Source organism: Microvirga sp. 2MCAF38, assembly GCF_052115485.1.
Taxonomy (GTDB): Bacteria; Pseudomonadota; Alphaproteobacteria; order Rhizobiales; family Beijerinckiaceae; genus Microvirga.
The window spans coordinates 76,269-88,939 of sequence record NZ_JBFRGU010000005.1 but is presented as its reverse complement, the minus strand read 5'-3'; the positions used below and the strand labels follow the sequence as shown (position 1 = coordinate 88,939).

Sequence of the window (12,671 nt, the reverse complement as noted above, 5' to 3'; positions counted from 1 at the left end):
GGACATCTTGCTGCGGTTAAAGCTAGTTCGCCGACGCGCCGGAGAAAGCATTCATGCGGCTTACTCACTTTGGGGGCGATGACGCCCTGGAAATCTCACCCTTAGGTAGTAAGGCGAGCGTCTGCTATTAACACTGGTTTTAGAAATCGCGTGACGCCGCGCGTTCGAGATGCCTCTTACCGAATCGCTTTCAAGACGATCGTTATCGAAGCTTGACCACAGCATCGCGCGCGGAACGCACGGCTTGCCATCTCTCGAAGCCCAGCATGCGTTTGCAAGCGAACTTTGCCCAGGGCACCGAGCGCTTTATGTCGGGACAGACGGCAAGCGAAAACTGAGAAAGCTTCTCCGAGAGTTCCAGATTGCCTTCGTTGAACGCAAAACTCGCCTTGCCCACGGCGATGGATCCAAGCGCCCTGTAGATTTTACGCTTCAGTCGATCCGCATTTGGTAAATTCGCGCCGCTCGTTTGGAAAAAGTAATCGAAAGTGGCCTTTCGTTGCTGAATGTCCGGCAACATGCCATCCACGCTGTACATGAGGGACATATTCTCGTCGTGACGCCTGTAGACCGCCTGACACGCGTCGACAAACCCGACCGAGGCATGTGCTGCCAAGCGCAACCACATCTCCATGTCTCCGGTATGAGGCATGTCCGGTCGGTAGCCGCCCAGACGCTTTTGCAGCTCCGTCCGAACGATCGCCGTCGGTGCCGGAACGATGTTCGACCCGCCGCTATATTCGATGAATTCCACGCCGCTCATGACGCGGTCACCGGCCTGCGGCGGCCCTTTCTTGAAAGGATCGATTTCAGCGGAAGAGTTGTCTTCCTGCAGTTGGATGACCTTGCCGAAGGTCAATCCAATCTCCGGGTGCCGGTCCATCAGCCTCGCAGAACTCCCTAAAGCGTCGGGTAGGAGATAATCGTCCGCCGAAAGCAAAAGCGAGTAGTCTGCGCTTGTCCATTCGATCCCTTCGTTGAAGGTCGCTATATGCCCCTTGTTCGTGGCGTGGCGCACGAATGTGACATTCCCGTTCGCGCGCGCGAGGTCGGCCGCGACTTCAGCGGTGTCGTCTTTGGAAGCATCATCAAGAATCAGAACGCGAACCTCTACCGACGCTTGGGACAGAACGCTTTGGACGCACTCTTGCAGGAAATGTCCGTAATTGTAGCAAGGAATGATCACATCGACAGAACTCATCGCACGGACGCTCCCTTCAAAGGACGACATGTATCGAGGACGCGGCATTCGAGCTTTCAACGTCGTTACGGAAGACTCCGATTATTCGACATGAGCGGTAATCATTCGTGATCGGCCTATTGCGCAGTTGATAAGTTTATATCGGCAAAGTCCCGGCGGTCCAGCGAAGCAGTTAACTCTAAGGTGTTACTGGAAAGCCAAGATGTTGGTATCGGCGCGCCTCTTTGACGAAGATCGGATTCGGCTCTCTAGGTCCGTGTGACTCGCCTAAAAACTTCATCCACACGGGCCCCGGCATCATCCCATGTCGCGGAATTTACGCTTGCCGCCGCGGCACGCGATAAAGAATCGAACGCAGGTTCACTCACCAACGCGTCCAGTTCCGCCGCCAGGGCCTCAGGAGTCGGTTGTGCATACCGGACAAACGGATTGTCGAGAACGATGCGGTTGTGCTCCGCGTCGTTGACGACCGGAATGCATCCAGCGGCGAGCATTTCGTGGGGCACGAGGGAGACATTCGTGAGCGAAAGGCTCAATCCGGCAAAGCATTTGTTGTATATTTCGTTGAGCCGATCCGGGTTCACGACCCCATGTTCCACGGTTTTGAACGGGAGCGTGCCGATTTTGTCGCCGTAAATGTGAATGTCGATGTCGGGTTGTCTTCGGGCAAAGATTTCGAGCGCCATGACGCCGAGCTCGAAACCCCGGCGTGCGGCACCGGGGCGCGCGTAATACGCGATCCCGCCCCGTTCGAATCCCGAGCGGCGCTCATAGCGGGATGTGTCGCAGCCGAAGTCGAAAGGGTCGGCGTCCATTCCGAATTCGGCGCGAAGCTTTTCCGACAGCCATCGGCCGGCGGTGATGGCGTGAAAACCCATTCGATATGTATTTTCCGCGAGAATGCTGGCCGTGCTCACCGGATGGAAGTACGGCTCGAAATCCTGAACGAAATAAAAGCGCTTGCCTGCGCATCGTGCATTGAAAACCGGATAAGCCGTCGGCCAACTGGTGGCGACCACAGCGTTGCCGTCCGCCATTGTCTCGCCGACATTACCGACCGGGCCGGCGAAGCCGTAATAGGTGCGGAGGACGGATTCATAATACTGATGATCGCCGAGATAAGGATCATAGAAGTAGACGCGATTCCTGTATCCGTGGCTTTGCAGGTAGTTGATGATACGGAAGATGGTGGTATGCCCCCCCGATCCGGGACTGGGTGGAAGCATCACCCAATTGACGGCGATGGGTTCCCCTTGCTTTGCGCTCGGCATCGGCGGTTGGAACGGACGCGTCAGATCCGCGGCGATGACATCGGCAGGGAGAACGGGCGATAGGGCCGTCTTGGGCCTGATCTGTTCGGCGAGAACCGTGCGCGCTCGACGACTGATGCCCTCCGGGCCTTCGGCGAGCCACACACGCCGGACTTGCCGCAGACGGCGTCCGATTTGCGAGGCAGCGCGATTGATCATGGGCACGTCTTCCCGGACCGGGCGTACTTTGCGGCGGCCGCACGCAACACGTTGGCGTGTCCGCTCAAGGCATGGTCCGGGTGGAACCGCTCGGCGGATTCTGTCTGCAAGACGCTTCGCCGCTCAGTCCAAAGATCCCGCTCCTCGATCATGCGGGACATTGCGCTCACGAGCGTGTCGCGGTTCAGTTGAGGCGAATAAAGCGAATTGCGGATGGTGTCCCAGTTCACCGCGAGAGCATCTCCGATGGGATTGTCGACGAGATAGCCGCGTTGGCCGGTTGCGCCGACCTGCTCCCGGGCGCCGCCCACATCGCTCAGGATGACGGGCAATCCGGCATAGAGGGCTTCCATGGAAGCAAGCGACCACCCCTCGAAATAGGAGTTCTGAACAAAACCGTCCGCCGCCGCCAACAGCGCTGACGGCCAGGGAGCATGGTCGCGAAGATGAACGCGATCGCGGCACGACATGCGATCCCGCAGCCGCAGCAGCTGTTGGGCGTAGAGGTGATTGTCGGGGCGGCCCGCGATGAGCAGATGCGCTTCCGGATGAATTTCCGCAACGACCTCGAATGCTGTCAGAAGCCCATAATTGTTTTTCTGAAAGGAATGCCGAGCGAGGGACAGGAACAAGAATTCGTTGCCGAGGTTCAACCATTCGCGGGCCTTGTCGCGATCGATCCGCGGCAGGCGGCCGGGATCGACGCTGTTGGGTACGGTGATGACCCGTTGCGGATCGATGACCCGGTTTCCGTTGATATATTGCCGCCGCACCAACTCGCTGACGGCAATGATCGCTGTCGCCGAAGAGCTGCGCTCAGCCTCTTTCGCCCAGTCGGTATCGAAGAACGAGTGCATGCCGTGGAGGGTTTCCACATAAGGTACTTTATGCGCGGCAGCGAGGCGCAGCCACCAATCCGGCGCGCCGTGGGCGCTGATGATGTCGGGTCGATAGCGAGCGATCAAATCATTCGCCGATCTCTCCGTGACCTCCTCCACCTGGACGCCCTCGCGCCGAAGCATGGTTGGAAGGCGACCGCCGGCGTGTTCTTTCGAGATGACGCTTCCCGTATGGACGACGATCGTGTCGATGCCGTGTTCGGGAAGACGCCTGCCCAAAAACGCAACGACCTCGTCACTTCCTCCGACGTCGAGGACGCCCGTCGCGACGAGGCATTTCAATCTCGGCCCGCTTTGCGGCTGCGCCACATGGTGCGGGCTCTCGACGGTTACGGCTTGCTCGTCGGCGGCGGGGGGCGAGCCCAGCGAGACGTTCCCGATAAGCGTCTTGCTCCAGTCATCGACGGGAACCCGTTCGTGGACCAGGAACTGAAGATGCTTTGCGCCGCCGCGAAGAAACGGAGGAATACGGTAGCCATTGCGCTGCGCCAGCAACGCTGCCGCCGAAAGGGCGCGGGTAAAACGTTCAGTGGCCGTCCGAACCATGGTCGATCTCATGAACTCGCGAGGAAAGGTGCCGATTTCATTCGCCATAAATAGGTTGACGTCGACCCGCGCCCATCCGGACGTTCCAGAAAATTAGGGGTAGTCAGCGCTCGCGACATCGCGTTCCGCAAATCCATCATGCGACCCACCGCCGAATCGGAGCGGGCAAAAGATGCGGCGGACAGAACTTGAGAAGACTCCTGAGAGAATAGAGGCCACTGAGGACGACGGCCGCCAAGCCGATGCTCGTCGCCGGCCAGAATGAAAGGAACGAAAAGGCGCAGAACACGGCTCCCACCATTGGCAGGAACACAATGCCGAGCCTGAGATTCGTCGCCGACCACCGAAAACCGCTGATGCGCCGGACGATCACGTAAGTGAGGACGCTGTGCCAGACGTACAGGACGAAAAAGGCGGCTCCGGAACCGTTGAGCCCAAGCACGGGAACGAGAAGCCACGCAAGGCCCACATGGACGATAGCGGCAGCGACCTCCGTCCAGAAGAAAATCTGCTGAGCGCCTTTTGCGAGAACGACGAAACCCATCGGCCAAGCCACGACGCGGAGCATCATGCCCAGACACAGCCAGCGTAAAAGGTTCGCAGCGGCGTTGAATTCCGCCGAGTAGAAAATCGTCATGACGAGCGGTGCGAGGGTGAGCGTGGCGATCACGCCGGGGCCGGCCAGCAACATGCTGATCTCGGCCTGCTCGTTGACGAGCCGGTTGCATTCCGGGTTGTCCTGGGCCACCGCCGTCAGGCGCGGGTAAAAATCCGCGCCCAGCGCCTGCAGGATCACGCCCGTATAAAGACCCGCCAGCGCCCAGGCCGCCTGATACATGCCCGCCGCTTCCATGCCGGCCTGCCGCATCACGATGATACGGACCGCATAGGTTGCACCTACGGTCAGGAAGCCGCTCGCCATGAAGGCGACGCCCAACTTCAACAGCATCGCCGTTTCCGGCCACATCTGTGCGACCGTCATCGGCGAGGCGCTGATCTGAACTTTCCGGCTGTACCACCACGAGGTGAGAACAGAGGCGACGGCCATCGCGACGAGGGAGGGCACGATGCCCCGTTCCTGAAACAGATAGACCAGCGGAATGCTGATCACGGTGCTGAAGAAAGCCGCCAGCATGCCCATGCGGGCGAGATCCGAAATGCGGCGCATCCCTTGAATCAGTGCCGCCTGGCCAGCCGAGACCGACCTGAAGAAGACCGCGATGGCGAGGAGCGCCACACCGGCACTCTGCTGACGGTTCCCGAATGTGAATTCAGAAATCGGCCCGGCCAATCCGGCGAGAAGGAGGGCGCCGAGAAGGCCGAGGAGGATCGACATTCGCCGAAGCACTGTGACGGTCAAGGCGATTTTATTTTCATCGCCGGAACCCGCCGCCACCGCGATCTGCCGCACGCCGCTGCTCTGAATTCCCAAACCGCTCAGGTTTTGCGTGAGGTCGGCGATGGAGCTGTAGAGACTCATCAGGCCGACCCCGGCCGGACCGAGCAACACCGCGATGGCTTTGTTCCGAATGATGCCGAAGGCGATGTTCACGACGGACGATCCGCCGATCTGTGCTGTCGATTTCAGGATCTGGACGTAAGTCTGCCGACCGGAAACTCCGCCTTCCGGGGGCGTCGAGGAGCGTATCGCCTTTTCGATGTCGCGAACCCTCAAACCGGCGCCCCTCCGGTGTTGGACGCAATCTCGATGGGCGGTCGCGACGGCGTCAAGGCCGCGTGCAACACGGCGCGGTGGCTCGGTCCCAGCATCGAGCGCATGGCGGCGCCCACCACGATGCTGAGCTGAAACAGGGCCGTCGCGATGGGCCCGTGATGACGGCGAAAATAGCGGATCCGATTGCGCGCCAGCAGAGCGGAGAGCCGAGGATTCTCCAGATAATCGCCACCGATATGGACCATCTCGGCCTGGGGAACGCAGACGACGGAGAGCCCGTTTTCGCGCACTCTGCGAAGATAATCGACCTCCTCGCTATAGAGGAAGAACGATTCGTCCCAATCGCCGGCAAGGCGGCGTGCCCGCGCTGAAACCGCCAGGGCCGCGCCTGTGGCCCATTCGACTTTCCCGCCCCGCCGATAGAGCGGAGGATCGTCGATGACCTCGCTGAGGCCCATGCGGATCGCGAGCTTTCCCAGAAGAGCCTCGGACCAGCCCGTCATGATCGAGGGTTCCCGCCGCAGCGAGAGAGCAATGGTGCCGTCCTCGTTCACGATGCGCGGCACGGCGATGCCCATCGTCGGACCGGCAAGCTCGTCGACCAGCACGCGCACCGCTCCGGGCCGAAGGCGGATATCCGGGTTCAGGATCAGCACGGTGCGATCCGGATCGATGGTATCCGTGGCGGCGTTGATCCCGGCCGCATAACCGGCATTGCGGCCCGTCTCGATGACCCTTGGGCGGATAGGATGAGCGTTCGCAATGGCCACGCATTGGTCGCGGGAATCGTTGTCCACCACGACGATCTCGAAATCGCCGATGCCTTCGAGCCCCGCCGACAATGAATCCAGAAGCCCTGGAAGGACGGAATCGCTGTTGTAGGTGACGATGACAACCGAAACCGGGGAGCGTTCACGTGGCTCCCGAGGCGACGAAAAGGCCTGACGCTTCGTCGACACGACGACCCCCCTTTTGCCAAAGCCGATGGGACAGTAGAAAAATCGTATCAATGGGCGGTCTTAGAAGTCCAGAACCATTCCGGGCTAGCGCCTGTCTCGTGATCGGCGTGCCTCAGCGGTGTTGTGTTCCGGCTCTAATCCCGATTCCAACTCCCGACCATGCGAGTCGCATCTCGTCTCAAACACAGCCCCAGCATCTTTCGGGCGCGGTAGAGACGAACGCGGCTGACGCATGTGAAAGCAAGCCAGCGTTCCCGCAGGTTGGAGACCTTGTCCGAGCGTATGATCGTGATGGTTTCAGCCAGGGGCGACGCGGCCATCACTGCACTGCGCGCAATCCACTTGGCGATGTCGAGCGGATGATCGCCGACCTCGTCGAATTCATGAGCGATGTGCCGATCCCAGCGTCGCGTGAGTTCCGGAAAACTCTTGCAGGATGGTGTAAACACACGGACCTCGGGCACGTAGGCGATGCGGACCCCCTGTGCCGTCGCCCGCTGCCCCCAATCCCGGTCTTCCATGGTGGCGATACCGCCAAAAGGGCCCACGGCATGAAACGTATCCCTGCGGACCGCCATGTTGCCGGTTGCCGCGTAGTGATCGCGTTCCACGTAGAGCTTCACACGATAACTGAATATGCTCTCGAAGGCTTCGATAGCGGTTGGGCGAGCAGGATCGGCGTGGGCGATGCGGACATCGCCGGCAAGGCAATCCACGTCCGGATTTCGATCCAGAAACTCGACGATGCCGCGGATCCAGCCGTCATCCGCCACGCAATCGGCATCGACGAAAGCCAGAATCGCGCCTCGCGCGACACGGGCTCCGTGGCTCCGTGCGGGACCGGGGCCAGGCGTCGGCTCCAGCTCCAACGTGACATCGGTGCAGACCGCCTTGGGCAGGTGGCGAGAGCCGTTGTCGACCACGATGATCTCGAAGGGAATCCCGTCGACCTTCTGCGCGTTCAACGCGTCGAGGCATCGGCGCAATTCATCGGGTTCGTTGAGATGGGGGATGATGACGCTCACGCGGGGATAAGGCGGCATTGGACCCTCAGCCATCAGAGCGCGCCGAATTCACGAATGGAAGATCCCACGCGATCATTGCACGGCCTCTGTCGAAGCGCCTGCCGCCTGCCGCCTCGTCGGCTCGCTGATGGCAACCTTCACCACATCTCCCGGCAAGAGAACCGTCGATTCCGATGCGGCGATTTCCTCGGCTTTTTCCGGCGTCTGTCTGACGATTGAAAATGAAAGGTCCGGGTCTGGTGAATTCTCGTTCCGGCGCTCATTGGAAGCGGGAGAAGCGTCGCTCAGAATCAGGGTCTTCTTGAGCACGTCTTCCTTGATCCGCGCCCGTTCGAGATTGGCCTGCGCGTCCTGCAACTCGGTGGAGACATCCGTCTGATGCTTGTCCCGAAGGGATAGAGCACTTCGCGTTGCCTCGCTCAGGTTCTGGCGCGCCCTCATGACGGCGGTTACTTCATCGAGGCGGTTCGATTGAAGATTGGCGACGGCAAATTCCAGTTCCGACCTTCGCGAGACCGTCGCGATGCCGCGCTCGACGAGGGATTTGACGCCGGTCAGTTCATCGCCCACCACCTTGATGCGGTTGTCGAGCGCCTCGGTCTTCTTTCCGAGCACATCGATTTCCGCCGTGAACAGATTGCGCAGTTCGGTGAGATTATCGAGTTGGCGTTGCAGGGCGTTGGTACGCGCTTCAAAAATGACGCGCTCCTGAGAGATGATCTCCGCTCCGGTTTTCTTGTTCGGACCCCCGGTCAACTCGGTGGGAAAGCTGATCTCCTTCTTGCCTGCGATTTCGGCTTGCAAGCGTGCGATCCGGCCTGTGGCCCGCAGGATATCCTCGCGCAGGCTCTGCCACTCGCCGAGCATGCCGAGCTGGCCTTTCGTGCCGTTTTCAATGTTCGGACGGTATCTGCCACCGCTCAGCGCCACAGCCTGAAGCACCGTCAATCCCGGGCGAAACTTGTGTTCGCCGGGCGAGGCCACGCTTCCTACAACGTAGATTGGTGGGTACTCCAGAATTTCCACCGTTGCGTCGGGAATATTGATCAGGCCGGTTTTATTCTTCAGTTGCTCGGCGATCTTGGCGGCAAGTTCGGTGCCGTCCAGATCCGCAACGGCCATCGATCCGACCAGCGGAAGCGCGATTGTGCCTGTGGCGGAAACGGTGAATTCGCCGCCGACCGCGTCCCATCGCTGGTATTCGCCCTTCGATGGAATCCATTGCACCACGGTCACGCGCAGCTTGGTCTGCGGCGCGAGTGGATAACGGTCGGCGTGGGCGGTGACCGGGAGTGCTAGAGCAAGCGTAAAGGCAGCGCACGCCGACAGCAACGCACTCGCGTGCTTCCACCTCGTTCCATGTGCTTTCGACATATCGATCGTCATCTGCCAATACTAGGTTCGCAGATGCATTATCGGTCGAGAGATTCTTTTGGCAACTGCACCAAGGGCGTCGATTTCGAAAGGAAGACGTAATACTTTCGCGCCAATTGCTTAGCTAGACTTGCAGATCTTCGCGGGTATAACTTTATTCGTCAAAGCTAAGGGCGGCCGAAGACATCGTGGCCTCGCAGAGTGAATCCGATGGCGCTTCATCTCACGCGGCTCGCGGCAGCGTGACCGGGGAACGGGAAAAGTATCTGCAAGTTATGAACGGGTGACTTGGTTTTCGAGTGACTTGATTTTCACGTGGGCGAGTGAACGTGCAATGGGCAATATCGACATTCGCTTCTACCGTTCGATCTTCATTCGGCGGTTTCCCTATTTTGCAGCCATCGCGGCCGTCGTTTCAACGCTCGGATTAGCCTTCGCCTATTCTCTGCCTCCCGTTTATCGAGCGGAGGCGCGGATCATGGTCGAGTCTCCGATGATCTCGGCGGATCTCGTGCGTTCGACTGTTCCCGCCGAGATCGTCAAGCAGCTTCAGCTTATCGAATTGCAGATGATGACGCGCGCCAATCTACTGGCGCTCGCCAATCGCTTCGGCCTTTATAGCGACCGGCCAGGGGCTTCCGAGAACGATATCGTGGACGATATGCGCTCGCGAACCGCCGTCGATCAGCTCCGATTCGACACGCCGCGCGCCAGCGATGCGGCGACAGCTTTTTCTGTCTCGTTCAAGGCGCAGGATCCTGTCCTTGCCGCCGATGTCGTCAATGAGTTCGTCAATCTCATTCTGCAAAAGAATGTTCGCCTGCGCACCGAGCAGGCCGGTGACACCCTGCAGTTCTTCCAGCAGGAGACGGAACGTCTGGGCGGGAGGCTCAAGCAGCTCGAAGGCGAGATCCTGGACTTCAAGAACCGCAACAAGGATTCCTTGCCGGAGAGCTTGAGTTTCCGGCGCAGCCAGCAGATCAGCCAGCAGGAAAGACTGATGCAGCTCGCCCGAGAGGAAGCCTCTCTGCGCGATGGACGCTCCAGGCTCGTGCAGCTGTTCACCAGCACAGGCCGCGTGACCAATGCCGCGATGACGCCGGAGCAACAGACGCTCGCGCAATTGCGTCGCACGCTGATCGAACAACGAACGATCTTTTCGGATACGAGCCCCGGCATCGTCGCCCTTCAGTCCCAGATCGCGGCGCTCGAGAAAGCCGTGCAGTCGGAGCGAGCGAGCGGATCCGATGCCTCGGCCATCAAGAGCGAGCCGTCGGAGTTGGACATACAATTGGCCGATATCGATCGCCGATTGACGACAATCTCCGAGGAGAAGGTCACCATCGGAAAGAGCCTTCCGGAGCTGGCCCAGTCAATTATGGCGACACCCGGTAATGAAACGGCGTTGAATGCGCTCGAACGGCAGCATCAGAATGTTCTGGCCCAATACAACGTGGCCAATGCACGGCTGGCGGATGCTTCGATCGGCGAGCGGATCGAGCAGCGTTCCAAAGGCGAGCGGTTGACGGTTCTGGATTTGGCGACCCCGCCGCAGCGGCCCATCGGTCCCAAGCGTTTTGCGATCGCCGGCGGCAGCTTGATCGGAGGATTGATGCTAGGGCTCGGATTCATCGTCCTCCTGGAACTTCTGAACAAGAGCATCCGGCGACCGAGCGAACTCATCGACATGCTGGAAATCGAGCCTCTCGCGATCATTCCCTACATTCCCACGAGAGGGGAAATGCAGCAGAGACGACTCGTGCATATTCCGGCGACATTCCGTCGTACATTGGGGATCTAGGCGTACACCATGGATCGCATTCAAGCCGCAATCGAGAAAACGGAAAAGGAAATCGCCCTGGTCGCATTTCCAGAAGTCGGCCCACCGCCACCCGCGAACGACGCGTCCTGGACGAAGCTGTCTCATGTGAATCTGGATCGCAAACGGGTGGCCCATGGGCGCGTCGTCACCATCGACCGGACGGACAAGGCCAATTTCACCTTCGACATTCTGCGCACGAAAATTCTGAAGACGATGCGCCAGAACAACTGGACTTCCGTCGCCATCACCTCTCCGACGCCGGGTTGCGGCAAGACCGTCGTCAGCCTCAATCTGGCTTTCAGCCTGGCCAATCTGAAAGATTGCCGGACGGTTCTCGTCGATCTCGACCTTCGGCGTCCCCGGGTGGGCAGCGTTCTTGGATTGGAGAAAGTCTATTCCATGGAGCGCTTCCTGAAAGGGGAAAGCGCCTTGGAGGATACGTTCGTGCGCTGCGGCGAGAACATCGCCGTCGGCGCAAATTCCTATCCCGTTTCCTACACCGCTGAATTGCTGCAAAGTCCGAAGACGCCGTCGATCCTCACGGGGCTGAAAGACAAGCTGCAGCCGAACATCCTGCTTTTCGACTTGCCGCCCATGCTCGTCAACGACGATGTCCTGGCCTTTCTGCCCAATGTCGACTGCGTGATCCTCGTGGTGGCGGCCGAAGCGAGCACGCTCAGCGAAGTCGATGTTTGCGAGCGCACCCTATCGCAGGAGACCAATGTTCTCGGGGTCGTGCTGAACAAATGTGAGTATGGACCCGAGAAATACGGCTACTGATTTCTCTCCAGCGCTCTGCAAGGTGCTACTGTCGCGCGACAGGGGGTCTAAGCCCGCAGGGCGCAGCCGTACGCCTTTTTTTTTGCGCTAAGCGCGTTGCACGGACGGCGGCGCGGTCAACCGCGAACCACCATGAAAGACTTTGTAAGAGGGCCGATCCGTTCCCGCAACAGTTCGGCGTCCGGAAAGAGCCCACGGAGCTGGGAGGCTGTCAGGAGTTTTACTGTCTCGACCAGCTCCATCGCCGCTTCCCAATCCTTGGCGGGACCGCGAAAGCCGCGTCGGCGCTTCATGAGCATTTCCGCACGTGTCGATTCCGGCAGCCATTGAAAGCCCACAGAGCGGAAATGAGGTTCGATCGGGAACCAGTAATTCGGTGTCTGAATGTAGTAATTGCGCTGCGAGGCCCGAATGTGGTCTGCCATCGCTTTGACTTTGGGCCATCCACCCACATGCTCGATGACCGAATTCGAATGAATCAGATCGTAGTCGTGCGCGGCGTAGAGGTCCGGGGCGGTCGCGTCGCCGATGACGTACTCGTATAGATCGTCGTTCTGCTGCTCGGGCAGCGCGTCGACATTCGCGACGATGATCGTTATCTGGCGCCGCCGCGTTTTGAGATATTCCTCATTCAAGGCCCAGTAGAAGTGCGTTCCGCCGAGATCGAGAATACGGCATGAACCCCTTTTCTCGATGATATCCTCGATCAACCGATTGACCACGCGGAACCGCCGTCTCCGCATGATCGAGGGAATGGACCTCTTGTTGTCATAAGGCAGCTTCTTTTCAGGCATCTCTCCGCCTTGCGCCTGTTCTACGAAACGTAGTGAAACCCGATGATCTGTCATGCAATCCACTCGTTGGGTCGGTTCACCCAAGGCCACGTCACCAGCCGCGTGCGCGAACAAGCCTCGAGGAATT

The 12,671-nt window shown here is 59.6% G+C and carries 10 protein-coding genes; 2 read left to right on the top strand and 8 right to left on the bottom strand.

Annotation, left to right across the window (positions count from 1 at the left end; genetic code table 11):
- Positions 1 to 202: 202 nt before the first annotated feature.
- The 7 genes from AB4072_RS11995 to AB4072_RS11965 form a co-directional block, all read right to left on the bottom strand.
- On the bottom strand, positions 203 to 1,201 hold the full coding sequence (locus tag AB4072_RS11995; RefSeq protein WP_441968170.1) for a glycosyltransferase family 2 protein: 999 nt from the start codon (positions 1,199 to 1,201) through the stop codon (positions 203 to 205).
- Positions 1,202 to 1,449: 248 nt separating this feature from the next.
- Positions 1,450 to 2,670 (bottom strand): rhamnosyltransferase WsaF family glycosyltransferase, encoded by a 1,221-nt coding sequence (locus AB4072_RS11990; protein ID WP_441968169.1) that lies wholly within the window; start codon positions 2,668 to 2,670, stop codon positions 1,450 to 1,452.
- Positions 2,667 to 4,115, bottom strand: a complete 1,449-nt coding sequence (locus tag AB4072_RS11985; RefSeq protein ID WP_441968168.1) for a glycosyltransferase — start codon at positions 4,113 to 4,115, stop codon at positions 2,667 to 2,669. The genes AB4072_RS11990 and AB4072_RS11985 overlap by 4 nt, the downstream gene beginning before the upstream one ends.
- A 136-nt stretch (positions 4,116 to 4,251) precedes the next feature.
- Complete coding sequence (locus AB4072_RS11980) at positions 4,252 to 5,763, bottom strand: O-antigen translocase (protein WP_441968559.1); 1,512 nt, start codon at positions 5,761 to 5,763, stop codon at positions 4,252 to 4,254.
- A 23-nt stretch (positions 5,764 to 5,786) separates the two neighbouring features.
- Complete coding sequence (locus tag AB4072_RS11975) at positions 5,787 to 6,749, bottom strand: glycosyltransferase family 2 protein (protein WP_441968167.1); 963 nt, start codon at positions 6,747 to 6,749, stop codon at positions 5,787 to 5,789.
- 134 nt (positions 6,750 to 6,883) lie between these two features.
- Positions 6,884 to 7,807 (bottom strand): glycosyltransferase, encoded by a 924-nt coding sequence (locus tag AB4072_RS11970; protein ID WP_441968166.1) that lies wholly within the window; start codon positions 7,805 to 7,807, stop codon positions 6,884 to 6,886.
- A gap of 39 nt (positions 7,808 to 7,846) precedes the next feature.
- A complete protein-coding gene (locus tag AB4072_RS11965; protein ID WP_441968165.1) occupies positions 7,847 to 9,148 on the bottom strand; it encodes a polysaccharide biosynthesis/export family protein in 1,302 nt (433 codons plus the stop codon).
- A 334-nt stretch (positions 9,149 to 9,482) separates the two neighbouring features.
- Between AB4072_RS11965 and AB4072_RS11960 the strand changes: the two genes are divergently transcribed.
- Positions 9,483 to 10,949, top strand: a complete 1,467-nt coding sequence (locus AB4072_RS11960; RefSeq protein WP_441968164.1) for a GumC family protein — start codon at positions 9,483 to 9,485, stop codon at positions 10,947 to 10,949.
- 9 nt (positions 10,950 to 10,958) lie between these two features.
- A complete protein-coding gene (locus tag AB4072_RS11955; protein ID WP_441968163.1) occupies positions 10,959 to 11,750 on the top strand; it encodes a CpsD/CapB family tyrosine-protein kinase in 792 nt (263 codons plus the stop codon).
- Positions 11,751 to 11,866: 116 nt separating this feature from the next.
- Here AB4072_RS11955 and AB4072_RS11950 read toward each other — a convergent pair whose 3' ends face one another.
- The gene (locus AB4072_RS11950; protein ID WP_441968162.1) at positions 11,867 to 12,598 is read right to left on the bottom strand and encodes a methyltransferase domain-containing protein; all 732 of its coding nucleotides are present in this window, start codon (positions 12,596 to 12,598) and stop codon (positions 11,867 to 11,869) included.
- Positions 12,599 to 12,671: the final 73 nt, after the last annotated feature.

What these genes read in the sequence shown, in the direction of transcription:
- AB4072_RS11995 (WP_441968170.1), bottom strand. Translation starts at nt 1,201, where the DNA reads ATGAGTTCTGTCGATGTGATCATTCCTTGCTACAATTACGGACATTTC.
- AB4072_RS11990 (WP_441968169.1), bottom strand. Translation starts at nt 2,670, where the DNA reads ATGATCAATCGCGCTGCCTCGCAAATCGGACGCCGTCTGCGGCAAGTC.
- AB4072_RS11985 (WP_441968168.1), bottom strand. Translation starts at nt 4,115, where the DNA reads ATGGTTCGGACGGCCACTGAACGTTTTACCCGCGCCCTTTCGGCGGCA.
- AB4072_RS11970 (WP_441968166.1), bottom strand. Translation starts at nt 7,807, where the DNA reads ATGGCTGAGGGTCCAATGCCGCCTTATCCCCGCGTGAGCGTCATCATC.
- AB4072_RS11965 (WP_441968165.1), bottom strand. Translation starts at nt 9,148, where the DNA reads ATGTCGAAAGCACATGGAACGAGGTGGAAGCACGCGAGTGCGTTGCTG.
- AB4072_RS11960 (WP_441968164.1), top strand. Translation starts at nt 9,483, where the DNA reads ATGGGCAATATCGACATTCGCTTCTACCGTTCGATCTTCATTCGGCGG.
- AB4072_RS11955 (WP_441968163.1), top strand. Translation starts at nt 10,959, where the DNA reads ATGGATCGCATTCAAGCCGCAATCGAGAAAACGGAAAAGGAAATCGCC.
- AB4072_RS11950 (WP_441968162.1), bottom strand. Translation starts at nt 12,598, where the DNA reads ATGACAGATCATCGGGTTTCACTACGTTTCGTAGAACAGGCGCAAGGC.